18 protein-coding genes are annotated in these 22,389 nt (G+C 67.1%); 8 read left to right on the forward strand and 10 right to left on the reverse strand.

What is annotated here, in order from left to right:
* Nucleotides 1–213: 213 nt before the first annotated feature.
* The 3 genes from ACMZPQ_RS22115 to ACMZPQ_RS22125 all read right to left on the reverse strand — a co-directional run bounded on the left by ACMZPQ_RS22115 (nucleotide 214) and on the right by ACMZPQ_RS22125 (nucleotide 4,442).
* Entirely contained in the window at nucleotides 214–1,863 is a 1,650-nt protein-coding gene (locus ACMZPQ_RS22115) for a phosphoethanolamine transferase (RefSeq protein WP_197583442.1), read from the reverse strand.
* Nucleotides 1,860–2,627, reverse strand: coding sequence for a phosphatase PAP2 family protein (locus tag ACMZPQ_RS22120; RefSeq protein WP_197583443.1), 768 nt, complete (start codon nucleotides 2,625–2,627; stop codon nucleotides 1,860–1,862). Before ACMZPQ_RS22120 ends, ACMZPQ_RS22115 begins: the two co-directional genes overlap by 4 nt.
* Nucleotides 2,628–2,738: 111 nt before the next feature.
* Complete coding sequence (locus tag ACMZPQ_RS22125; RefSeq protein WP_197583444.1) at nucleotides 2,739–4,442, reverse strand: glycosyltransferase family 39 protein; 1,704 nt, start codon at nucleotides 4,440–4,442, stop codon at nucleotides 2,739–2,741.
* Nucleotides 4,443–4,572: 130 nt separating this feature from the next.
* Here ACMZPQ_RS22125 and ACMZPQ_RS22130 point away from each other — a divergent pair, with 130 nt between their 5' ends.
* Both ACMZPQ_RS22130 and ACMZPQ_RS22135 read left to right on the forward strand, forming a co-directional pair.
* Nucleotides 4,573–5,286, forward strand: a complete 714-nt coding sequence (locus tag ACMZPQ_RS22130; protein ID WP_197583445.1) for a response regulator transcription factor — start codon at nucleotides 4,573–4,575, stop codon at nucleotides 5,284–5,286.
* Nucleotides 5,273–6,559 carry an ATP-binding protein gene (locus tag ACMZPQ_RS22135; protein WP_197583446.1) on the forward strand — a complete coding sequence of 429 codons (1,287 nt, stop codon included), beginning with the start codon at nucleotides 5,273–5,275 and terminating at the stop codon, nucleotides 6,557–6,559. Before ACMZPQ_RS22130 ends, ACMZPQ_RS22135 begins: the two co-directional genes overlap by 14 nt.
* A 47-nt stretch (nucleotides 6,560–6,606) precedes the next feature.
* On the opposite strand, the gene ACMZPQ_RS22140 is transcribed toward ACMZPQ_RS22135, so the two are convergent.
* Complete coding sequence (locus tag ACMZPQ_RS22140) at nucleotides 6,607–6,996, reverse strand: VOC family protein (RefSeq protein WP_197583448.1); 390 nt, start codon at nucleotides 6,994–6,996, stop codon at nucleotides 6,607–6,609.
* Nucleotides 6,997–7,123: 127 nt separating this feature from the next.
* Here ACMZPQ_RS22140 and ACMZPQ_RS22145 point away from each other — a divergent pair, with 127 nt between their 5' ends.
* Nucleotides 7,124–8,374, forward strand: coding sequence for a DUF819 family protein (locus ACMZPQ_RS22145; protein ID WP_197583449.1), 1,251 nt, complete (start codon nucleotides 7,124–7,126; stop codon nucleotides 8,372–8,374).
* Nucleotides 8,375–8,551: 177 nt separating this feature from the next.
* On the opposite strand, the gene ACMZPQ_RS22150 is transcribed toward ACMZPQ_RS22145, so the two are convergent.
* Nucleotides 8,552–8,776 (reverse strand): YbdD/YjiX family protein, encoded by a 225-nt coding sequence (locus ACMZPQ_RS22150; RefSeq protein WP_005410613.1) that lies wholly within the window; start codon nucleotides 8,774–8,776, stop codon nucleotides 8,552–8,554.
* Nucleotides 8,776–10,857 (reverse strand): carbon starvation CstA family protein, encoded by a 2,082-nt coding sequence (locus tag ACMZPQ_RS22155; protein ID WP_197583450.1) that lies wholly within the window; start codon nucleotides 10,855–10,857, stop codon nucleotides 8,776–8,778. The genes ACMZPQ_RS22150 and ACMZPQ_RS22155 overlap by 1 nt, the downstream gene beginning before the upstream one ends.
* Nucleotides 10,858–11,072: 215 nt before the next feature.
* On the opposite strand from ACMZPQ_RS22155, the gene ACMZPQ_RS22160 reads away from it, so the two are divergent.
* Entirely contained in the window at nucleotides 11,073–11,924 is an 852-nt protein-coding gene (locus tag ACMZPQ_RS22160) for a pirin family protein (protein WP_197583451.1), read from the forward strand.
* A 128-nt stretch (nucleotides 11,925–12,052) separates the two neighbouring features.
* Here ACMZPQ_RS22160 and ACMZPQ_RS22165 read toward each other — a convergent pair whose 3' ends face one another.
* The 4 genes from ACMZPQ_RS22165 to ACMZPQ_RS22180 all read right to left on the reverse strand — a co-directional run bounded on the left by ACMZPQ_RS22165 (nucleotide 12,053) and on the right by ACMZPQ_RS22180 (nucleotide 17,059).
* A complete protein-coding gene (locus tag ACMZPQ_RS22165; protein WP_197583453.1) occupies nucleotides 12,053–12,511 on the reverse strand; it encodes a hypothetical protein in 459 nt (152 codons plus the stop codon).
* Between the two features lie 196 nt (nucleotides 12,512–12,707).
* The gene (aqpZ, locus tag ACMZPQ_RS22170; protein ID WP_312646689.1) at nucleotides 12,708–13,427 is read right to left on the reverse strand and encodes an aquaporin Z; all 720 of its coding nucleotides are present in this window, start codon (nucleotides 13,425–13,427) and stop codon (nucleotides 12,708–12,710) included.
* A 120-nt stretch (nucleotides 13,428–13,547) separates the two neighbouring features.
* The gene (locus ACMZPQ_RS22175; protein ID WP_197583455.1) at nucleotides 13,548–14,411 is read right to left on the reverse strand and encodes a pirin family protein; all 864 of its coding nucleotides are present in this window, start codon (nucleotides 14,409–14,411) and stop codon (nucleotides 13,548–13,550) included.
* A gap of 584 nt (nucleotides 14,412–14,995) precedes the next feature.
* Complete coding sequence (locus ACMZPQ_RS22180; RefSeq protein WP_197583685.1) at nucleotides 14,996–17,059, reverse strand: 3-hydroxyacyl-CoA dehydrogenase NAD-binding domain-containing protein; 2,064 nt, start codon at nucleotides 17,057–17,059, stop codon at nucleotides 14,996–14,998.
* Nucleotides 17,060–17,294: 235 nt separating this feature from the next.
* Between ACMZPQ_RS22180 and rpoE the strand changes: the two genes are divergently transcribed.
* From rpoE to lepA, 4 genes are all read left to right on the forward strand, one after another.
* The gene (rpoE, locus tag ACMZPQ_RS22185) at nucleotides 17,295–17,915 is read left to right on the forward strand and encodes an RNA polymerase sigma factor RpoE (RefSeq protein ID WP_197583684.1); all 621 of its coding nucleotides are present in this window, start codon (nucleotides 17,295–17,297) and stop codon (nucleotides 17,913–17,915) included.
* Nucleotides 17,912–18,793 carry a sigma-E factor negative regulatory protein gene (locus tag ACMZPQ_RS22190; RefSeq protein ID WP_197583683.1) on the forward strand — a complete coding sequence of 294 codons (882 nt, stop codon included), beginning with the start codon at nucleotides 17,912–17,914 and terminating at the stop codon, nucleotides 18,791–18,793. The genes rpoE and ACMZPQ_RS22190 overlap by 4 nt, the downstream gene beginning before the upstream one ends.
* Before the next feature lie 74 nt (nucleotides 18,794–18,867).
* Nucleotides 18,868–20,400, forward strand: coding sequence for a DegQ family serine endoprotease (locus tag ACMZPQ_RS22195; RefSeq protein ID WP_197583682.1), 1,533 nt, complete (start codon nucleotides 18,868–18,870; stop codon nucleotides 20,398–20,400).
* Between the two features lie 179 nt (nucleotides 20,401–20,579).
* Complete coding sequence (lepA, locus tag ACMZPQ_RS22200) at nucleotides 20,580–22,373, forward strand: translation elongation factor 4 (protein WP_197583686.1); 1,794 nt, start codon at nucleotides 20,580–20,582, stop codon at nucleotides 22,371–22,373.
* The last annotated feature ends 16 nt before the right edge of the window (nucleotides 22,374–22,389 follow it).

Here is a 22,389-nt window from a genome sequence, read left to right on the forward strand (position 1 = left end):
GGCTGCCGGCCAGCGGCCGGCACTACCGTGCGTGGCTGCCGGAGGAGCCGAGACTCTGCCTCAACACAGTTGCTACATGGACGTATTTACGGCGCCCCCCGCCACCGGACCCACCCCGCCAACCCACAGGAAGCCTGCTTCTGCTGTTGCTTCGGCCGTTGCCGTTGCGGTTGCCTCTGCAGGTGCAGGGCTGCAAGCCCTGCCGAACAACCCTCAACTCTCGCAGTTGGCGAACACGTCGCGGTCGCGCTCGTACAGCGCCGTCTTCACCTGCATCAGGCCCAGCACCGACGGGAACAGGTTGTCGTGGTCGGTGTAGGCCGCCGAACGCTTGCGCACGCACTGCAGGTCCAGGCCGCGGCTGCTGGCAAAGCCCGGCGAGAACCACATCGTCATCGGCACGCGGGTCTGCTCGGCCGGTGCAATGGCATAGGGCACGCCATGCAGGAACAGGCCCTTCTCGCCCAGCGACTCACCGTGGTCGGACAGGTAGATCATTGCCGTGTCGTAGTCCTGCATGCCCTGCAGCGTACCGATGGTCTTGGTCAGGAAGTGATCGGTGTACAGCACGGCATTGTCGTAGCTGTTGGTGATCTCTTCGCGCGAGCAGCGGCCGATGTCGCGGGTATCACAGGTCGGGGTGAAGCGGCGGAATGCCGGCGGGTAGCGCTCGAAGTAGGCCGGGCCGTGGTTGCCCAGCTGATGCAGCACCACCACCCGGTCACCGGGCTTGGCGCGCACCTGGGTGGCCAGGTCCTGCAGCAGGATCTCGTCCATGCAGCGGCCGTCGGCGCACAGCCCTGGCGTGGTTGCGTCGGACAGCGACTGGAAGTCCAGGTCTTCGCACACGCCCTTGCAGCCGGACTGGTTGTCACGCCACAGCGGAGCGATGCCAGCGCGGTTCAGCACGTGCAGCAGTGACTGGTGCGCGCGGATCTTCTTCTCGTCGTAGTCGTGTCGGCCCCAGGGCGAGAACAGGCACGGCAGCGAGACTTCGGTGCTGGTACCGCATGAGTGCATGTCCGGGAAGTTGATCACCGGCGCCTGCGCCAGTTCCGGCGTGGTGTTGCGGCCGCCATTGAGCCCCCAGTTCTGCGCACGCACGGTCTCGCCCATCACGATCACCAGCAGGCGCGGCTTGCTGGCCGGTGCACGTGGCGTGGCCTTGGCATCGGTGCCGATCGGCAGCTTCGGCGCGCGCTGCACGGGATTGTCGCCACGCAGTGCACGCGGCATGCCCAGCAGCACGTTGGCCGGCGTGGCGAGATAGCGCACTTCACGCTGGTTGCGCATCAACGCCGAGACATCCTGGAAGGAGATCAACGCGCCACCGACGGCAGTCACCGCTGCCACCACCAGGAAGCCGAGGCGCCACAGCAGGCTGCGGCCCCAGCTGCGGCGACGCAGCTGCACGCGCCACAGCACCACCATCGGCAGCACTGCCAACAGCAGCACCGGCCACACCAGCGACACGGTCATCAGCTCGCGGCTTTCCTTGGGGTCGGTCGCCAGCACGTTGCGCAGCATGTCCGCATCCAGGTAGATGTGGTAGCGGCTCATGTAGTGCGCAGCGAACGCGGTCACCAGCAACAGCAGGCTGATCACCACCTTGGCGTTCCAGCGCCAGACCAGGATGCCGAGCAGCACGCCGTGCGTACCCAGCAGCAACAGCAGCAGCGAAAGTGCGTAGCGCAGGCTGCCCGGATGGCTGGCCATCGCGTTGTTCCAGAACAGGCCGTTGCCGGCCACCGCGAAGAACAGGCTGGTCAGTGCGATCAGTGCTTCGGTGGACAGCTGCGGCCGCCAGCGGCGGAGGCTTGCCAGGGCAGGCAGGCGGGCGGGGCGTTGGACCGATGCACTCATGCGTTTGCCTCCTGGCGGTGGGGACGGTCCAGCTGACGGCGGATCAGGACGCGTTTGACGATCAGGTACAGGCCCAGCGAAAGCAGCCAACATATCAACGCGGTGGCAACGTCATGCGAAAGGAAATGCGCGCCCCGGAGCTGCTGGCTGATACCGAACACCAGGCCGGTGCCGAGGCCGATGGCCAGCCCGGCCCAGCGCCAGGATGGCCGCCACAGCAGGGCGAAGAAGTACAGGCAGAGCCACGCATAGCCTGCGCTGGCGTGACCGGCCGGGAAGCAGGCCTGGGCCGTCATGCCTTCCGGGCGCAGGGCGAACAGGCCGATGAAGGGCTGGTGGCCGCCGTAGCGCAGCAGGTCCCACGGGCATTCCATCGGCACCAGCGATTTCAGCAGGGAGATCACCCCGGTGCCCAGCGCCATGGCAATCACGACATAAAGCAGCGCCCATTGCAGGGTGCGGTCACGACCTTTGCGCCAGTGGTGGAAGCACAGCAGGATCACCACCAGCGCCGCTGCCGTGCTCAGCCATTTGCCGGCCTTGTGCACGACGGTGCGGGTGATCCAGGCGTCCTGCAGCGCCCAGTGGCCGCCCTCAAGGCGGAACAGGTGATCGGCCACCCATTGATCGCCGCCGAAACCCATCAGCAGCGTAAACAGGGGCAGACCGATTGCGACAGGCACCCAGAGGTGAGTTACAGCAAATCGTGACGCCAGCGGCGATGTCGCAAGCGGCGCTACCGAATCAAGGGGACGGACGGGCATGCTGGGAAAGGGCGGTTCGGGAATCCGCAGTCATGCTCGTCACCTGGATGTCGGAGAAGGGTCGGACGCTCGTTCGCGCCGGGTTAAGCATTGCCCGGCATGTGTCAACGTTCAGTCTTCTTCTGCGGTCGATCCTGTCCGCTCAGCGTGGCACTGCGGGTCCCAGGCGGTACCCGGGAGCAGTTGCCAGCGATTGCGGTTTGCCACGCCGATGTCGATCACCTTGGCCGGGTCCACGCAGGGGCTCATCGCATCGTCCAGCACCAGCAGCCAGCGCTTGTCCGGTGCCTCGGCCAGCCACGGGCCGGCGTCGTGCCACTGCTCGGCCCAGGGCCGCTTGAAGCCGAACTCGCGTACCGGGCGGTCGGCCTGCAGCAGGTTCTGTTCGCGCCAGGCGACCAGCGCCAGTTCGGCATCCGGGCCGATCCGCGCGCCGACCCGGCGCATCAATGCCGAGGCCGAAGCGTAGGGGTCCAGTGCCGGGATCAGCACCAGGCCGTAGAGCATCCACAACATGCCGTGGGCCAGCAGTACCAGCGTCGCAGCGCGGCGTACCCGCAGCCATACGATCAACGTGGCCAGGGCGATGGCGAAGGTCAGCAGGCCATCGCCGAGCACCGGCAGCAGGGTGTCGGGCATGGCCCGGCGCTCCAGTTGCGCCACCGCCCACGGGTGCTCGGTCATCAGCATTACACCGAGCGCGCCGGTGGCCAGCATCAGCACCACGCTGTAGCCGAACAGGTAGCGGCGCACGCACAGGCGGCGCAGCAGGCCGGGCAGCAGTGGTGCGACGGCCAGCGCCATCGCCGGCAGCATCGGCAGCAGATAGACCTCGCGCTTGCCCGGGCTGGCACTGAAGAACACCAGCACCAGCAGCGCCCAGCCCAGCAACAGCCACTGCCGGCGGTCGCCACGGCGCAGGCGGCGCCACCACGGTTTGAACAGCAGCGGCAGCAGCAGGCTGCCCGGCAGCCACAGGGTGAGGATCACCTGCAGGTAGTACCAGACCGGCTGCCGGTGATGCCAGGCGTTGGCGTAGCGGGTGCCGGTCTGCTTGAACAACAGCTCATGCGCATAGGCCTGCAGCTCGGCGCTGGGCGCATGCAGCAGGGCCCAGCCCAGCGGTGCCAGCCACACCCCCACGCCCAGCAGGAAGGCCGGGATGAGCCAGAGCAGGCTGGCCGGATGCGGGCCCTCCACCACATGGCCGCGGCGACGCTGGTACAGCCACCAGCCGAACCAGGGCAGGACCATCAGCAGCGGCAGGAAACCCACGCCCTTGGTCACCGTGCCGACACCGGCGGCGAAACCGGCCAACCACAGGGCGGGCAGATTGCGTCGCTCACACAGGTGGCGCATCAGGCCCCACAGGGCCACGGTGGTCATGCCCACCAGCACCATGTCGATCTGCGCGCGCTTGGCCATCAGGCCGAACTGCAAGGTGCAGAACAGCGCAGCCACGGCGTAGAGCGAATGCCGGGGCGACCACAGTCGCCGTGCCAGGTCCGAGACCAGCCACAGGCTGAGCAGGGCACCCAGCAGCGAGGGCAGCAGGAACGACCATTGCCAACTGCCCACCACCTCGTAGGCCGCCGCCTGCAGCCACATGAACACCGGCGGCTTTTCCGCATACAGCTCGACGCCCCGGTGTGGCAGCAGCCATTGCCCGCTCTCGACCATGGTGCGGGCAGCCAGCACGAAGCGGGGCTCGTCGGGCGGTTGCGGCTGGCGCATGCCGATTCCGGCCGCCAGCGCGGCAATGATCAGCAGCCACAACAGGGGCAGGCGCCAACGACGGGGCAGGGCTACGGGCACGGCGGGCTCCGGGAGCAAAACAGCCATTCTGAGGCGGCAGGGGTGGGAAAAGCGTCGGAGGTGGCCAAGGCGACCGCATTCCGACATGGGCAGCGCTACCATGTTACGAACTTCCGTGGATGTTTCGTGCATGCGTCTGTTGGTGATCGAGGACAACCGCCAGCTGGTGGCCAACCTGTTCGACTATTTCGAGTCGCGCGGGCATGTGCTTGACGTGGCCCCGGACGGCATCACGGGCCTGCACCTGGCCGGCAGCCACCCCTACGATGCGGTGATCCTGGACTGGATGCTGCCGCGCATGGAGGGGCCGGAGGTGCTGCGCCGCCTGCGCGCCGAGCACGCCTCGGAGGTGCCGGTGATCATGCTGACCGCACGTGACGAGCTGCCGGACAAGATCGCCGGCTTCCGCGCCGGTGCCGACGACTACCTGACCAAGCCGTTCGCCCTTCCCGAGCTGGAGGTGCGGCTGGAGGCGCTGCTGCTGCGTGCGCAGGGCCGCAATCCGCGCAAGCGGCTACAGGTGGGCGACCTGGTGCTGGACCTGGCGACCCTGGAAGCGCAGCGCGGCAGCCAGGTACTGCATCTGTACCCGGCCTGCCGCAAGCTGCTGGAAGTGCTGATGCGTGCCAGCCCCGGTGCGGTCACCCGCCAGCAGCTGGAGTTTGCGCTGTGGGGCGACGAGCCACCGGATGGAGACCTGTTGCGCTCGCATGTCTACGAACTGCGCCGCAGCGTCGATGGCCCGTTCGCTGACAAACTGATCCACACCCTGCCGCGGGTCGGCTACCGGCTGGCGGTGACCACGCCCAGCGATGCCGGCAAGGACGACGATGAAGGCGCGTAAGCCGGGGCCGCTGTACCGGCGCGTGGTGTGGTGGCTGCTGGGCTACCTGGCGCTGCTGTCGATCGCGGTGTTCAGCGTCGGCAACTACGTGCATGAGCACGCCGAGCATGCGGCCTGGCGCGCGCTGCTCAACTCCGAACTGGACAGCATCGTCGACCATACCGAGCACGAGCCGCATTACCGTTGGCAGGACTCGGACACGCTCAGCCTGTTCCGTTTTGATGAAGGCAACATGCCCGAGAGCGTGCGCACGCTGCACCCGGGGCTGCACGATGGCGTGCCGATCAAGGATCGGCAGACCGCGGTGATGGTGCGTGACACCGGCTCGATGGGGCGGGTGGCGCTGGCGCTGGACATCTCCGACTTCCATGACCTGGAGCAGTTCGCCACGCGCTGGGTGATGCTGGCCGGGGTGATCATGATCTTCGTCACCGTGCTGATGGCTTCATTCGGCATGGAGCGGATGGTGCGTCCGCTGAGCCTGCTGGCCCAGCATATCGGCGCGCTGCGGCCGGGCAGGCAGGGCCAGCGCGTCGAGGTCGACCCGCGCGGCAGTTCCGAACTGCACACCATTGCCGACGCACTGAATGACTACTTGGACCGCAACGAGCAGTTCGTCGAGCGCGAGCGGGTGTTCATCAGCACCGCCAGCCACGAGCTGCGCACGCCGATCGCGGTGATGACCGGCGCCGCCGAACTGGCGCTTGAACAGCCGGGCCTGCCCGATCGAGCGCGCCAGCAGATGCACCGCGTACTACGCACCGCGCAGAGCGTGGAGCAGCTGATCGAGCTGCTGCTGGTGCTGGCGCGTGACCCGGCGCGGTTGGCCGCACGGGCCGAGCGCATCGCACTGGACCAGCTGCTGCCGGAAATCGTCGACGACCATCGCCACCTGCTGGGCGACAAGGACCTGAGCATCGGCATCCAGGCCGCGCCGGTGGATATCGTTGCGCCGTTGGCGGTGGTGCAGGCCGCCATCGGCAACCTGCTGCGCAACGCCATCGAGAACAGCGGCCGTGGCCATATCGAGCTGCAGCTGAGTTCGTCGGCCGTGCTCACCCTGCAGGACCCGGGGCACGGCATGAGCCCGGAGGAGATCGCTGCGATCCACGCGCGCATGGCCCGAGGCGACCGCGCTGACCGTGGCGGAGGCATTGGCCTGGACCTGATCGCACGTCTGTGCGAGCACCTCGGCTGGACCTTGAGCCTGCAGCCCTGCGAAACGCGCGGTACGCGTGCCACCCTGGACTTCGGCGCCTCGCGCCCGGCCTGATCGGGCTGTCGTGGTAGATGCCCACCTGGGTTGGCGTGCTGTGCGTGTCACCGCCCGTTCGGGCGCGCTACGTGCTGGTCAATCAGGATCACATTCCCGTCGGGGTCGGCCAGCTGCAGGTAGCCGGTACCCTGGCCGTCAGGGTCGGTGCGTACCGCCAGTTCGATGCCCTTTGCATCCAGCTCGGCCTGCAGTTCACGCACGTCCTGGAAGTGGGGCAGCTCCTGCTTGTGCTGGTCCCAGCCAGGATTGAAGGTGAGCAGGTTGCCCTCGAACATGCCCTGGAACAGTCCGATCACGATGCCATTGCTGCGCATCACCAGCCAGTTCTGCGCCGGGTCGCCACCGGTGACCGAGAAGCCGAGGGCCTCGTAGAACACACGGGAGGCGGCCAGATCCTTGACCGAGAGGCTGACAGAGAAGGCGCCAAGCTGCATGTGAGGGGCTCCGGGGATGGGCAGCCGGCACTGCAGCATGACCCGGCGTGAAGACAATGTTAATCTCGGGGTGCGCCGCTTTATGCGGCGCTTTTTTTTCCCGCTCTTTCGATCGACAGAGGATCCCATGCCGACCGAACCCGCTACTGCCCTGATCAGCAACGACATCGTTGGACTGGGCCTGATTGCCGCCACCCTGGCCCTGATTTTCTGGGCTGCCAGCGGTCCGATTCCGTTGCTGAAGAAGATCTTCGCCTGGGTGCCGGCGCTGCTGCTGTGCTATTTCATTCCCGCCATCTACAACACGGCCGGCGTCATCGACGGCCACAACACTTCGCTGTACAACCCGGTCGCACGTGACGTACTGCTGCCGGCCGCGCTGGTTCTGCTGACCCTGTCGATCGACCTGAAGGGCGTCATCAAGCTCGGCCCGAAGTTGCTGCTGGTGTTCTGCGCCGGTACCGCCGGCATCATGCTCGGTGCCATCGTCTCGTTCCAGCTGATGAAGCTGATCCATCCGGAGACCGTGGCCGGTGACACCTGGGCCGGCATGGCTGCACTGGCTGGCAGCTGGATCGGCGGCGGCGCCAACATGGTCGCGATGCGCGAAGTGTTCGGTACTGATGCCACCACCTTCGGACAGTTCGCGGTGGTCGACGTGGCCTGCGCCAGCCTGTGGATGGCGATCCTGCTGTTCCTGGCCAACCGCGCGCAGCAGATCGACACCCGCAACGGGGCCGACACCCGCGCCATCGACGAGATGAAGGCGCGCATCAGTGCCTACGAGGCGCAGAACGCGCGCATTCCCAGCATGACCGACCTGATGGTGATTGTCGGCGTGGCGCTGGGCGGCGTCGGCCTGGCCCATGCGATTGCGGCGCCGTTGTCGGGCTGGTTCAAGGCCAATGTCAGCTGGGCCAGCCAGTTCAGCCTGGACAGCCAGTTCGTGTGGGTGATCCTGCTGTCCACCGCGATGGGCTTGGGCCTGAGCTTCACCCGCGCGCGCCGGCTGGAAGCCGCAGGTGCGTCGCGGCTGGGCACGGTGTTCCTGTACTTCCTGATCGCCTGCATCGGCATGCAGATGAACCTGCTGTCGCTGCTGGATCGGCCGTGGCTGTTCCTGCTGGGTGCGATCTGGATGGCCACGCACGTGCTGGTGCTGTGGATCGTCGCCAAGCTGCTGCGCGCGCCGCTGTTCTTCTTCGCGATCGGTTCGCAGGGCAACATCGGTGCGGCGGCTTCGGCGCCGGTGGTAGCCGCGGCGTTCCATCCCACGCTGGCACCGGTGGGCGTGCTGCTGGGCACGGTGGGCTATGCCACCGGTACCGGGCTGGCGTATGTCACCGGCCTGATCCTGAAATGGATGGCCAACGGCTGAGTGGGGGGCGCTATGGCTGCGCTTTCCCGCGATCTGCGGTAGATCCACGCCAAGCGTGGATGCACTCCAAAAAAGGGGTCAGATCCGTTTCCCGGAGGAAACGGATCTGACCCCGGACTCAATGCGACAGCTGGCAGATTCCATCCACGCACGGCGTGGATCTACAACACACCCGACTCAACAGCAACGTCCGCCGTTGCGACCGCCGTAGCGCGCCTCCTGCCGCTCGCGGAAGAACGTCTTGTAGTCCATCGGCTCCTGGTCCGGATGCTTCTCCAGCATGTGCCGGACATAGTTGTCGTAATCAGGAATGCCACAGCACAGGCGTGCGGTCTGCACCAGGCGCCGCCAGATGCGGCGGTGCGCCTGGTACTGGCCGGCGGGAACCAGTTGCGTGCTCATCACAGATCCACCATTTCATGCGGCTTCAGCGCCACGTACGGGGTCTCGCGGTCGCTGCGCTGCGGGTTGCGGCGGGCGGCCAGGATGGTCTTGATCGAATACACCAGCACGGCCCCCACCACCAGCAGGAACAGCGCGGTCAGCCCGGTGTTGACGTAGGCGTTGACCACGATCTGCTTCATCTGCGCCACCGACTTGGCCGGTGCAGTGATGGTGTCGCTGGCGAGCGCCGCCTGGAACTTGTGCGCCTGTGCCAGGAAGCCCTGTGCCGGATTGCTGTCGAAGATCTTGATGAAGCCGGCGTAGGTGGTGCAGATCAGCAGCCACACCGCCGGTACTGCGGTGACCCATGCGTAGCGGTCACGCTTCATCTTGAACAGCACCACCGTGCCCAGCATCAGCGCGATGCCCGCCAGCATCTGGTTGGAGATGCCGAACAGCGGCCACAGGGTCTGGATGCCACCGAACGGATCAACCACGCCGGTGTACAGCAGGTAGCCCCACAGTGCCACGCAGCCAGCGGTACCGATGATGTTGGCGGTCCACGACTCGGTCTTCTTCAGGGCCGGCACGAAGTTACCGAGCAGGTCCTGCAGCATGAAGCGCCCGGCGCGGGTGCCGGCGTCCACTGCGGTCAGGATGAACAACGCTTCGAACAGGATCGCGAAGTGGTACCAGAACGCCATCATTGCATCGCTGCTGCTTGGAATCGCCTGGTGCAGGATCTGTGCGATGCCCACCGCCAGGGTCGGCGCACCACCGGCGCGGTGCAGGATGGTCGGCTCGCCGATTGCGGCTGCCGTGGCGGTCAGCTGTTCCGGGGTGATGGTGAAGCCCCAGGTATTGGTGATGTAGTGCGCGGCCGACGCCACATCCGGGCCGATCACCGCCGCCGGGCTGTTCATCGCGAAGTAGATGCCCGGATCGATGATCGACGCCGCCACCAGCGCCATCACCGCCACGAACGATTCCATCAGCATGCCGCCGTAGCCGATGTAACGCATGTGCGCTTCATTGGCCAGCAGTTTCGGCGTGGTGCCGGAGGAAATCAGCGCGTGGAAACCGGACACCGCACCGCAGGCAATGGTGATGAACAGGAACGGGAACATGCCGCCCTTCCACACCGGGCCATCGCCGCTGGCGGCGAACTGGGTCAGCGCCGGCATCTTCAGTTCCGGCATCACCACCAGGATGCCGATGGCCAGCGCGATGATGGTACCGATCTTGAGGAAGGTCGACAGGTAGTCACGCGGTGCCAGCAGCAGCCACACCGGCAGTACCGAAGCGACGAAACCATAGCCGATCAGCATCCAGGTGATCTGGGTGCCGGTGAAGGTGAACGCCGGGCCCCAGGTCGGGTCGGCCGCGACCTTGCCGCCGAACCAGATCGCGGCCAGCAGCAGGATCAGGCCAACGATCGAGATCTCGCCGATCTTGCCGGGGCGGATGTAGCGCATGTACACGCCCATCAGGATCGCGATGGGCATTGTTGCGATCACCGTGAACATGCCCCAGGGGCTCTCGGCCAACGCCTTGACCACCACCATCGCCAGCACCGCCAGGATGATGATCATGATCAGGAACGCGCCGAACAGGGCGATTGTGCCGGGCACCTGGCCCATCTCTTCGCGCACCAGGTCACCCAGCGAACGTCCGTTGCGGCGGCTGGACAGGAACAGGACCATGAAGTCCTGCACCGCACCGGCCAGCACGACGCCCACCACCAGCCACAACAGCCCGGGCAGGTAGCCCATCTGTGCGGCCAGCACCGGGCCGACCAGCGGGCCGGCGCCGGCGATGGCGGCAAAGTGGTGGCCGAACAGCACGTGCTTGTTGGTCGGCACGTAGTCCAGGCCATCGTTGTTGATCACCGCCGGAGTGGCCCGGGTCGGATCGAGCTGCATCACCTTGTTGGCGATGAACAGGCTGTAGAAGCGGTAGGCGACCAGGTACAGCGAAACAGCGGCGACGACGATCCACAGCGCGTTGATGTGTTCGCCGCGGCGCAAGGCCACGGTGCCCAGGCAAAAGGCGCCGAGCAGGGCGAGGGCCGCCCAGCCTATTTTGGAAAACCCTTTCATGAGGTGCTCTCTCCCGGAAAGACAGTCAAAGAGTCCCGCGTGGCCTCGACAGGGTCAATTGGCACAGGACGAATCGGCGGTAGTACTTTGGTCGTACGATTGTTGTGCTGACGTGCAGCGAACATCAGGGATGGAACAATCGGTTGCGGCGCCGCCCATTGGCGTGCGGCGGTGTGGCGTCCATCTTCAGTGGCATCCATCCAACAGGAGTCGCCATGAGCCTTCCCGAGCCGGTCCGCGTGCTGAGGACCATCCGTGGCATGCCCACCTCCGACGGTGCCGGCGTGCGCCTGACCCGCGTCATCGGCGGCCCGGCGCTGCCCGATCTGGACCCGTTCCTGCTGCTCGATGAATTCGGCACCGATCGCGCCGAGGACTATATCGCCGGCTTCCCGGAGCATCCGCACCGGGGATTCGAGACGGTCACCTACATGCTCGACGGCCGCATGCGGCACCGCGACAACCACGGCAACGAAGGCCTGCTGACCCCCGGCAGCGTGCAGTGGATGACCGCCGGCCGAGGCCTGGTGCATTCGGAGATGCCCGAACAGGAGAGCGGGCAGATGCGCGGTTTCCAGCTGTGGGTGAACCTGCCGGCACGCGAGAAGATGACCGACCCCAAATACCAGGAGTTCGCCCCTGAGCGCATTCCGGTGGTGCAGCCAGCGCCGGGCGTGACGGTGAAGGTGATCGCGGGCAGTGTGGACGGTACCCAGGGTCCGATCGTGCAGCCGGCCACCGAGCCGCTGTACCTCGACATCACGCTGGCGCCCGATCGCGCCTGGACCTACACGCTGCCGGAATCGCAGAGCGCCTTTGCCTACGTGTTCGAGGGTGGGCTGACGATCGGTGAGCAGGATGCTGCGCGCGATGTCGCACGCCAGGAACTGGCGGTGCTGGGCGGTGGCGAGCAGCTGCATCTCTCGGCGCGCAGCGAGGGTGCGCGGCTGATCCTGGTCGCTGGCCGTCCGCTGCGCGAGCCGGTGATGCGGCATGGCCCGTTCGTGATGAACACGCGCCAGGAACTGATGCAGGCCTTCGTCGATTTCCAGGAAGGCAAGTTCTGAGGTAGTGCAGGCCGCTGGCCGGCAATTGCGTGAGGTCACGGCGGGCCGAGCTGCCGGCCATCGGCCGGCACTACCGTCGGGTCGGGCAGAACGTCGGGGATGCTGCCAGGCAGGCATCCCCGTCACCGTCAGCGCCCGGCGGCCACAGCCGACGGCGTCAGGCTCATCCCCTGCGCCAACTGCTGCAGCGTGCCCAGTTCCTGCGCGCTGTCCGGATACAGCGAAATCTGCGCGTAACGCCCTTTGTCGAGCTTGACCACGCTGATCCGGCGCTCGGCATAGCCGGGCGGCTGCTGGCCGCCCAGGTCGGGCTGGTACCAGTACAGCGATTCACCGCCGAAGCTGCCTTTCTCCTGCCGCAACGAGCGGTTCAAGGGAAGGTTGGGGTCGCGCGCGCTGAGCATCAGGCTCAGCACCTCGCGGCCATCGCCGGTACTGGCGCGGCAGACCAGGAAATCGGACTGAGCCTGCTGCTGCCACTGCAGGCCGCTGCTGGCCGGCAGCGAAGGACATTCGGTGGGAGCCTGCGCGGCGGCCTGGGCCGCAGCGAACAGCAGGCTCGACAACACTACAGGCGCGAACTTCATGCATCCCCCAAGGTGGTGTGTCGTTGGCTCCGCCGGATGGGCCGGCGGCCTTGGCATCCCATCCCCGGATGCCACCCCCGCCGCCATGTGCACGGCGGGTCAACTCAACCTTAACGGAACGTGAGCGATCGCACAAATTGCGGTTACAAGCGTAACCATTGCGGCCGAAGGTCGGCCGCAATGGTCCGCACCGGGCTCAGCGATCGTTGCCGAGCCACTTGTAGATGAGCCCGCCGATCGCGCCGCCCAGCAGCGGGGCAACCCAGAACAGCCACAGCTGGCTGGCCGCGCCGCTGCCGGCGAAGAAGGCCACCGCGGTGGAGCGGGCCGGGTTCACCGAGGTGTTGGTCACCGGGATGCTGATCAGGTGGATCAGGGTCAGCGACAGGCCGATCGCCAGCGGTGCGAAGCCGGCCGGCGCCTTGCCGTGGGTAGACCCCATGATCACGATCAGGAACACCGCCGTCAGCACCACCTCGCACAGGAAGGCCGCCGCGACGCTGTAGCCACCGGGTGACAGTGCGCCATAGCCATTGCTGGCGAACGCACCGGCCTGGCTGCCGTCGATGGCAAAGCCACTGGCCCCGGACGCGATCTGCAACAGGATGAAGCCGGCCAGCAGGCCGCCGGCGACCTGGGCGATGATGTACGGCACCAGGTCCCGGGTCGGGAAGCGGCCGCCGGCCCACAGGCCGACACTGACCGCCGGATTGAAGTGCGCGCCGGAGATATGGCCGAACGCATAGGCACCGGTGACCACGGTCAGGCCGAAGGCCAGCGCCACGCCGAGGAACCCGATGCCCAGCGGATTGCCGTCACCGCCGAACTTGGCCGCCAGCACCGCACTGCCGCAGCCTCCCAGAACCAGCCAGAACGTGCCGAGGAATTCGGCGGACAAGCGTTTACCCATGCTCATGGTGTGCACTCCTTTGACGATGAAAGTGTGATTTATGTCACATTTCAGTGCTCAGCGGGTGACTGTAGCGTCAACGCCGGGTGCAGGAGTACACCTGCGCATGTGCGCAGTACGCGATGTTCAGTACTGCGGCAGCGGGATGAATTCCTTGTCGTCGCCGGGAATGGTGCCGAAGCGGCCGGCTTCCCAATCGTGCTTGGCCTGCTCGATGCGTTCCTTCGAGCTGGACACGAAGTTCCACCACAGATGACGTGGAGCATCCAGCGGCTCGCCGCCGAACAGCATCGCCTTGACCGGCGTCTTCGCGCGCAGGCGGCCGACCGCGCCGGCTTCGGGAATGATCAGGTGCTGGGCGGGCACGTCCACGCCATCCAGCTGCGCGTCGCCTTCGAGGATGTACAGCGCGCGCTCGCGGTGGCCCTTGTCGATGTCGATCTCCGCGTCCGGGTCGAGGTCGATCGCCACGTTGAGCGTGTCGGCAAATACCTTCACCGGCGATTCCTCGCCATAGGCACGACCGGCGATCACGCGCAGCCAGGCACCGTTGCGGCGCTGCTCGGGCAGGGTAGCAGCGGCGTGGTGGTAGAACGCCGGTTCGATCTCCTCATGCGATTTCGGCAATGCGACCCAGGTCTGCATGCCGTGGATCGGGTTGTCGTGGTCGCGGTCGGGTTGCGGCGTGCGTTCGGAATGGGCAATGCCGCGGCCGGCGGTCATCCAGTTCACGTCGCCAGGTCGGATCACCTGGTCCGAGCCCAGCGTGTCGCGGTGGCCGATCGCGCCCGACCACAGGTAGGTGACGGTGGCCAGGCCGATATGCGGGTGCGGGCGCACGTCGATGGCGGTGCCGGGGTGCATGAGTGCGGGCCCCATCTGGTCGACGAACACGAACGAACCGATGCTGCGCGCCTGCAGGGTCGGGACGGCGCGACGGACTTCGAGGCCGCCGATGTCGTGCACGCGCGGGGCGATGATGGTGGTCATGCGGGCGATCTCGCTGGCAAGGATCAGGGCGCCAGCATCGCATGCAGCTGTGACGGGGGCATGCCCCGTATGGGTAACAGGTTGTTCCAGCCAACGGCGCAGCCCCTCGTGGCTGAACGCGCACTGCGTATCTCGCGCTTGGCCGGGCGGGTGGGTTGCGCAGGACACGCCGTAAACCCATCCATGGGGGCTCGATGGCGCCATCCATGGCGCCAACGGTCCTGCGCAACCCACCCGCCCGGCCTCTGACGGTTTCCGTGTGCTGTCCAGCCACGGAGAAGAAAAAAAGAAAATCAAAATCAAACGCCGGTCGCTTCGCTCAGGTGTCGACCAAGGTCGACACCCACCGGGTTCGCTGTTCGCTCACCGTCATCGGGAAACTGTCGGGGGTGGGGCGGTGTCGGGTTGCGGGGTGTCCGCGGCATGGATGCCGCGGCCAAGCCCCCAGGGACGGGTTCACGGCGTCCCCGCAACCCGACACCGCCCCGCCCACCCAAACAGAAAAGCCAGAGCCGGCTGTTGCTCCGGCTCTGGCATTGGGTTTTGATCCAGCGGGTGCCGGGCCGCAGGCCCGGCCGATCACCTCACACCACCGGTTCGCGCAGGGCCGGGTTGTCCCAACCCGGGCGCGGCGCGAAACGGTCGCCGTGGCGCTGCTGCAACGCCTTCAGTCGCTCGACGATCGCGTCAGCGCCGACCGCACGGATGTGCTGGATCGGACCACCGCGGAACGGTGCAAAACCAGTACCGAAGATCACGCCCGCATCCAGCAGGTCCGCGTCGGCCACCACGCCTTCGTGCAGGCAGGCCACTGCTTCGTTCAGCAGCGGCAGGATCAGGCGGTCCTCCAGGTCGGCCGGTGCCTGGTAATCGCTGGCCACGTCCGGCTTCTTCGGCTTGCCGTTCTCCCAGGTGTAGATGCCCTGGCCATCCTTCTTGCCGCGCTTGTCCGGTTCCACCGTCTGCAGTGCAGCCGGAATCTGCAGGCCGAGGAACGGCGCCAGCTCGCGGCCGACACCGGCAGCCACGTCCAGGCCCACGGTATCGATCAGCTCGATCGGACCCATCGGCATGCCGAACTTCACCGCCGCCTTGTCGATCACCGGGCCCGGAATGCCTTCGGCATAGGCGGTGGCCGCTTCCAGCATGTACGGGAACAGCACGCGGTTGACCAGGAAGCCCGGGCTGCCGGCCACCGGCACCGGGAACTTGCCCAGTGCCTTGCAGAACGCAGCCAGGCGGCGCTCGGTTTCCGGCGCCATGCCGTCGTGATGGATGATCTCCACCAGCGGCATCTGCGCGACCGGGTTGAAGTAGTGCAGGCCGGCGAACTGCGCCGGGCGCTGGATGTGGTCGCGCAGTTCCACCAGCGGAATCGACGAGGTGTTGGTGGTCAGCAGCGCGTCGTGCTTCATCTTCGGCTCCAGCGTCTGGTACAGCGCACGCTTGGCCTCCGGGTTCTCGATGATGGCCTCGATCACCAGATCGGCCTCGGCCACGCCGTTGCCGTCCAGGTCGGCACGCAGGCGCGCGGCCACGGCGGGGCGCTTGCTGTCGTCGCGCACCTTCTTGGCGAACAGCGCCTGTGCGCGCTCCATGGCCGGATCGATGAAGCGCTGCTCGCGGTCCTGCAGCGTCACCTCGAAGCCCTTGTAGGCGGCCCACGCCGCGATGTCGCCGCCCATCACGCCGGCACCGACCACATGCACATGGCGGATGCCGGAATCGCCGCCGCCCAGGCCCTTCAGGCGTTCGGTCAGGAAGAAGATGCGGATCAGGTTGCGCGCGGTCGGCGTGCTGGCCAGCTTCACCACGGCGCGGCGTTCGGCGTCCAGCCGCGCCTGGATCGGCTTGCCGCCGCTGCGCTGCCAGGTGCTGATCAGCGCGTACGGCGCCGGATACTGATCCTTCTTGGCCTTGCGTGCGACCTGCTTGACCATCTGCGGCGCCAGCAGCGTGCGCGCCAGCCAGGTGTTGGTCGCCCACGCCGTCGCGCGCTGCTTGAACGGGCGGGTGGTACCGGACAGGGCCAGCGCCACCGCGGTGTCGAGCACCACCGCCGGCGCCACCACCTTGTCGACCAGGCCGATGCCACGCGCGGCCGAGGCCGACAGGGTGCGGCCGGTCAGCATCATGTCCATCGCTGCCGGCGCGCCCACCAGCTGCGGCAGGCGCGCGCTGCCGCCCCAGCCCGGGAAGATGCCCAGCTGGGTCTCGGGCAGGCCGATGCGGGTGCTGCTGTCATTGGAGGCCACGCGGTAGCGGCAGGCCAGCGCCAGCTCGGTGCCACCGCCCAGACAATGGCCGTGGATGGCGGCCACGGTCGGGCAGGGCAGCTCGGCCAGCTTCTGGTAGGTGGCCTGGCCGCGGCGGATGGCATCGTTGACGGTGCCGCGGCGGTCGAACTCCTGGAACTCCTTCAGGTCCGCACCGGCAATGAAACCGGCCTTCTTCAGCGACTGGATCACCACGCCCTTGGGTGGGTCCAGCGCGATGCGCTCGAGCAGATCGCCAAGTTCCAGCAGGACGTCCTGCGACATCGCGTTGACGCTGCTGTCCTGACGATCCAGCGAGAGGACCACCACGCCGTCGTCGCGGATCTCGGGGTGCCAGTGGCTGAAGCGGAGACCATCGAAGCCTGAGAGCATGGACGTTCCATCCGGTTGTGTATGGAGAAGCGGCTATGATCCAGAGGTTGTTTCCCCCGCGTCAAATCCCAATAGCAGGGGAGTGGCGATCCCGGATCCACGGCCTTGGAACCGGACGCTAACGGAACGGTGGTTAAAAGCTGGTGCGGCGCCGGGTGATCGGTGACTGAACTTTTCCCGGGATTGGCAGTCTCATTGCCCGACGTCGGTTGGGCTGACAGGAGTGCGGCCCCTCATGGCCGAGGTTGATACACCACAGGAGCTGGACCTGGAGCTGGTCCGGCGCGTGCAGCGCGGCGAGAGCGCGGCCTTCGATGTACTGGTACGCAAGTACCAGCATCGGGTCGTCGCTCTGGTCGGTCGCTACATCGCCGACTGGAGTGAATGTCAGGACGTTGCCCAGGACACTTTCATCCGCGCCTACCGCGCGATCGGAAGTTTCCGTGGCGACGCCCAGTTCTCAACCTGGTTGCATCGAATCGCCGTGAATACCGCCAAAAACTACCTGGCTTCACACAATCGACGGCCGCCGACCGATGACATCGACATCGGCGACGCAGAGCAGTTCGACAGTGGGACGCGCCTGCGCGACACCGACACGCCCGAACGCGAGTTGATGCGCCAGGAGCTGGAACAGACGGTGATGAAGGCCGTCAACGCGCTGCCGGAAGAACTCCGGTCGGCGATCACCCTGCGCGAGGTGGAAGGCCTGAGTTACGAGGAAATCGCGCAGAAGATGGGGTGCCCGATCGGCACCGTGCGATCCCGGATATTCCGGGCGCGCGAGGCAATCGACACCGAACTCCGGCCGCTGTTGGACATCGGCAGCGCCACCCGTGAGAAGAGCCGTGTATGACCAGTCATCCGTTCAACGAATCGCAGAACCATCAATCACCCGCCGGGCAGCGCCTGGATCAGCGCCACCGCGAACAGCTGTCGGCCCTGGTCGATGGCGAGCTCGGTGCCGATGAGGCGCGCTTCCTGCTGCGCCGCATGGAGCGTGACCCCGAGCTTTCCGGATGCCAGGAGCGCTGGCAGCTGCTGGGCGACGTGATGCGCGGGCAGGCCTCGGCGCTGGCACCGGCGGGCTTCAGTGCAGCTGTAGCCGCTGCCATCGCGGCTGAACCGGCGCCGCAGGCCGAGCCGCGCCGCCAGGCGCGTCGCAGCGGTTGGCGGGCCTGGGGCGGTGGCGCCGCACTGGCCGCCTCGGTCGCTGCGGTGGCCCTGTTCATGGGCGGTGAGAAGCTGCAGGAGGCCACCCCCGGCGAGCCGTTGGCACCGCAGGTGATCGCCAGCCAGGCTGAACTGGCGCCTGCGCCGAACGGCCAGGCGCCGGTCACCGAGGCGTCGGTGGATACCGCTGCGATGGCCGTGGCGGCCGCGCCGGCGGTGGCAATGGCCGCCGCCAGTCGTCGCCAGGACGCCCGTCGCGCCAGTGCGACCCGCAGCCAGCAGGCCGCGCGTGTCGCCCAGCGCGATGACAGCCCCCAGCGTGCTGTGGCGTCTGCGCAGGCGCCGCTGACCCCGACGGTGCCTGCCAACGCCAGCCGCAACCTGCCGTTCGGCGAGGTGGGAGCACTGCAGGCGCGACCGTGGCCGCGCTCCAGCCTGGCCCCGGCGGCGGGGGGCGCGCTCAATGCCAGCTTCCCGGCCCACGCCGGTGGTGCTGCGTTCTACCCGTTCGAGCCGCGCCTGCAGGATGACCTGCCGGTGCCGCCGCGCCCGCGCGACTGAGCCGGGCGCTTTCACGCCCCGCCGTCGGCGGGGCCCGTATTCCTCTTTCCACCCGATCCGGAGGTTGCCGTCCGATGACTCCCCGACTCCGCACGCAGGCCATGGGCCTGCTGGCCCTGACCCTTCCCTTGATGGCCTGCGCACAGGCGCCGGCGCCTGTGGCGCAGACCCAGCCTGCGCCGGCGGCAGCGCCGCGGGCGCCCGCGCAGCCGCTGGTCACCGGCCTGCCTGACTTCACCCACCTGGTCGAGCAGGTCGGGCCGGGCGTGGTCAACGTCGACACCACCATTGTCCGCAGCAACCGCCAGGCCTCGCGCGGGCCGATGGGCGACGATGACATGCCGGAGTTCTTCCGCCGCTTCTTCGGGCCGGACTTCCCGATGCCGGGGCAGGGCCCGGGTGGCCAGGATGGCGGCCCCAGCATCAAGGGCCGCGGCATGGGCTCGGGTTTCATCATCTCGCCCGACGGTTATGTGCTGACCAACTACCACGTGGTGGCCGATGCCAGCGAGGTGAAGGTGAAGCTGGGTGACAGCCGCGAGTTCAAGGCCAAGGTGGTGGGCAGCGACCAGCAGTACGACGTGGCCCTGCTGAAGATCGACGGCAAGAACCTGCCGACCGTGCGCGTGGGGGATTCCAACACCCTGAAGCCGGGCCAGTGGGTTGTCGCGATCGGCTCGCCGTTCGGTCTCGATCACTCGGTCACCGCCGGTATCGTCAGCGCACTGGGCCGCAGCACCGGTGGCGCCGACCAGCGCTACGTGCCGTTCATCCAGACCGACGTGGCGATCAACCAGGGCAACTCCGGTGGCCCGCTGCTGAACACACGGGGCGAAGTGGTCGGCATCAACTCGCAGATCTTCTCCGCGTCTGGCGGCTACATGGGCATCAGCTTCGCGATCCCGATCGACCTGGCGATGAGCGCGGTCGAGCAGATCAAGAAAAGTGGCAGGGTCACCCGCGGCCAGCTCGGCGCGGTGGTCGAGCCGATCGATTCGCTGAAGGCGCAGGGCCTGGGCCTGCCGGACAGCCGTGGTGCGCTGGTGAACCAGATCGTGGCCGGCAGTGCGGCGGCCAAGGCCGGCGTGCAGGTGGGCGATGTCATCCGCTCGGTCAATGGCAGCCCGGTCAACAGCTGGTCCGACCTGCCGCCGCTGATCGGTGCGATGGCGCCGGGCAGCAAGGTCAATCTGGAGGTGTACCGCGACGGCAAGCCGCATCAGCTCAATGCCACGCTGACCGCGTTGAGTGAAGACGGCCAGGCCAACGCCCGCGGGCCGGCAGCCGGCGGTGCCGAGGCCGCGCCGCAGTCCGGCGCCAACGCCCTGCTGGGGCTGGACATCAGCGAACTGAACGCGGTCCAGCGCAAGCAGTTCGGGCTCAACGGCAACGAGGGCGTGCGCATCACCGGGGTCAAGGGCCAGGCGGCGCGCGATGCCGGTCTGTCGCCGGGGATGGTGATCCTGCAGGTCGGCCGCACGGCGGTCGGCAGCGTGGAGGCCCTGAACCGGGCGCTGTCCAGCTACAAGAAGGACGATGTGGTGATGCTGCTGGTCCGTACGGCCAACGGCAACAGTGCCTTCGTGGCGGTCAAGGCCGGCCAGTAAGGCCTGCGCGGGGCCGCTCCGGCGGCCTCCGCTTCTCCCCGAAGCCCCGCCCCGGCGGGGCTTCGGCCGTTCAGGGCCGGCCCGATGAGGCGGTTTTCGCGGCGAGGCGCCGGGCATGCGATAATCGACCGTTACCCTGACGACGCCGCGCGCCGCCGCCACCTATGTCTTCTGATTCGATGCGGAACATCCGCAACTTCTCCATCATTGCCCATGTCGACCACGGCAAGTCCACGCTGGCCGACCGCATCATCCAGCTCTGCGGTGGCCTGCAGGCCCGTGAGATGGAAGCGCAGGTGCTCGACTCCAACCCGATCGAGCGCGAGCGTGGCATCACGATCAAGGCGCAGTCGGTGTCGCTGCCGTACCTGGCCAAGGACGGGCAGACCTACCACCTGAACTTCATCGATACCCCGGGCCACGTCGACTTCTCCTATGAAGTCAGCCGCTCGCTGGCCGCCTGCGAGGGCGCGCTGCTGGTCGTCGATGCCGCCCAGGGCGTGGAAGCGCAGTCGGTGGCCAACTGCTACACCGCGGTGGAGCAGGGCCTGGAAGTGGTGCCGGTGATCAACAAGATCGACCTGCCCACCGCCGACATCGAACGCGCCAAGGCCGAAATCGAGGCCGTGATCGGCATCGACGCCGCCGACGCCGTGCCGGTCAGCGCCAAGACCGGCCTGAACGTGCAGGACGTGCTGGAAGCGATCGTGCACCGCATTCCGCCGCCGACGCCGCGCGACACCGAGAAGCTGCAGGCACTGATCATCGACTCGTGGTTCGACAACTACCTGGGCGTGGTCTCGCTGGTGCGCGTGATGCAGGGCGAGATCAAGCCCGGCGACAAGCTGCAGGTGATGTCCACCGGCCGCAACCACCAGGTCGACAACGTCGGCGTGTTCACGCCGAAGCGGAAAGTGCTGCCGGCGCTGCGTGCCGGTGAAGTGGGCTGGGTCACCGCCAGCATCAAGGACGTGCACGGTGCGCCGGTCGGCGACACCCTGACCCTGGCCGGCGATCCTGCACCGAAGCCGCTGCCGGGCTTCCAGGAAATGCAGCCGCGCGTGTTTGCCGGCCTGTTCCCGGTCGATGCCGAGGATTACCCGGACCTGCGCGAAGCGCTGGACAAGCTGCGCCTGAACGATGCCGCGCTGCGCTTCGAGCCGGAAAGCTCCGAGGCGATGGGCTTCGGCTTCCGCTGCGGCTTCCTGGGCATGCTGCACATGGAGATCGTGCAGGAGCGCCTGGAGCGTGAGTACAACCTGGACCTGATCAGTACCGCACCGACGGTGGTGTACGAGGTGCTGAAGACCGACGGCTCGATCATCAACATGGACAACCCGGCCAAGCTGCCGCCGGTGAACCAGGTCGAGGAGATCCGCGAGCCGATCATCCGTGCCAACGTGCTCACCCCCGAGGAGTACATCGGCAACATCATCAAGCTGTGCGAGGAAAAGCGCGGCAGCCAGATCGGCATCAACTACCTCGGCAGCCAGGTGCAGATCAGCTACGAGCTGCCGATGGCCGAAGTGGTGCTGGACTTCTTCGACAAGCTGAAGTCGGTCAGCCGCGGCTATGCCTCGCTGGACTACCACTTCGTGCGCTTCGATGCCGGCCCGTTCGTGCGCGTGGACGTGCTGATCAATGGTGACAAGGTCGATGCGCTGTCGCTGATCGTGCACCGCAGCCACGCCGACCGCCGTGGCCGCGAGCTGTGCGAGAAGATGAAGGACCTGATCCCGCGGCAGATGTTCGACGTCGCCATCCAGGCCGCCGTCGGCTCGCAGATCATCGCCCGTACCACGGTCAAGGCCATGCGCAAGAACGTGCTGGCCAAGTGCTATGGTGGCGACGTTTCGCGCAAGAAGAAGCTTCTGGAAAAGCAGAAGGAAGGCAAGAAGCGCATGAAGCAGGTCGGCCGCGTGGAGATTCCGCAGGAAGCGTTCCTGGCCGTGCTGCAGATGGACAACAAGTAATCCCGCACCGGCCCTG

This window comes from Stenotrophomonas maltophilia, assembly GCF_047497515.2.
In the GTDB taxonomy this organism is placed as follows: domain Bacteria; phylum Pseudomonadota; class Gammaproteobacteria; order Xanthomonadales; family Xanthomonadaceae; genus Stenotrophomonas.

Excerpts from the sequence above, each read along its gene's own strand:
- lepA (WP_197583686.1), top strand. The coding sequence starts at position 20,580 with ATGCGGAACATCCGCAACTTCTCCATCATTGCCCATGTCGACCACGGC.
- ACMZPQ_RS22135 (WP_197583446.1), top strand. The coding sequence starts at position 5,273 with ATGAAGGCGCGTAAGCCGGGGCCGCTGTACCGGCGCGTGGTGTGGTGG.
- ACMZPQ_RS22165 (WP_197583453.1), bottom strand. The coding sequence starts at position 12,511 with ATGAAGTTCGCGCCTGTAGTGTTGTCGAGCCTGCTGTTCGCTGCGGCC.
- ACMZPQ_RS22130 (WP_197583445.1), top strand. The coding sequence starts at position 4,573 with ATGCGTCTGTTGGTGATCGAGGACAACCGCCAGCTGGTGGCCAACCTG.
- ACMZPQ_RS22160 (WP_197583451.1), top strand. The coding sequence starts at position 11,073 with ATGAGCCTTCCCGAGCCGGTCCGCGTGCTGAGGACCATCCGTGGCATG.
- ACMZPQ_RS22120 (WP_197583443.1), bottom strand. The coding sequence starts at position 2,627 with ATGCCCGTCCGTCCCCTTGATTCGGTAGCGCCGCTTGCGACATCGCCG.
- ACMZPQ_RS22175 (WP_197583455.1), bottom strand. The coding sequence starts at position 14,411 with ATGACCACCATCATCGCCCCGCGCGTGCACGACATCGGCGGCCTCGAA.
- aqpZ (WP_312646689.1), bottom strand. The coding sequence starts at position 13,427 with ATGAGCATGGGTAAACGCTTGTCCGCCGAATTCCTCGGCACGTTCTGG.
- ACMZPQ_RS22190 (WP_197583683.1), top strand. The coding sequence starts at position 17,912 with ATGACCAGTCATCCGTTCAACGAATCGCAGAACCATCAATCACCCGCC.
- rpoE (WP_197583684.1), top strand. The coding sequence starts at position 17,295 with ATGGCCGAGGTTGATACACCACAGGAGCTGGACCTGGAGCTGGTCCGG.
- ACMZPQ_RS22150 (WP_005410613.1), bottom strand. The coding sequence starts at position 8,776 with ATGAGCACGCAACTGGTTCCCGCCGGCCAGTACCAGGCGCACCGCCGC.
- ACMZPQ_RS22195 (WP_197583682.1), top strand. The coding sequence starts at position 18,868 with ATGACTCCCCGACTCCGCACGCAGGCCATGGGCCTGCTGGCCCTGACC.
- ACMZPQ_RS22155 (WP_197583450.1), bottom strand. The coding sequence starts at position 10,857 with ATGAAAGGGTTTTCCAAAATAGGCTGGGCGGCCCTCGCCCTGCTCGGC.
- ACMZPQ_RS22180 (WP_197583685.1), bottom strand. The coding sequence starts at position 17,059 with ATGCTCTCAGGCTTCGATGGTCTCCGCTTCAGCCACTGGCACCCCGAG.
- ACMZPQ_RS22140 (WP_197583448.1), bottom strand. The coding sequence starts at position 6,996 with ATGCAGCTTGGCGCCTTCTCTGTCAGCCTCTCGGTCAAGGATCTGGCC.
- ACMZPQ_RS22115 (WP_197583442.1), bottom strand. The coding sequence starts at position 1,863 with ATGAGTGCATCGGTCCAACGCCCCGCCCGCCTGCCTGCCCTGGCAAGC.
- ACMZPQ_RS22145 (WP_197583449.1), top strand. The coding sequence starts at position 7,124 with ATGCCGACCGAACCCGCTACTGCCCTGATCAGCAACGACATCGTTGGA.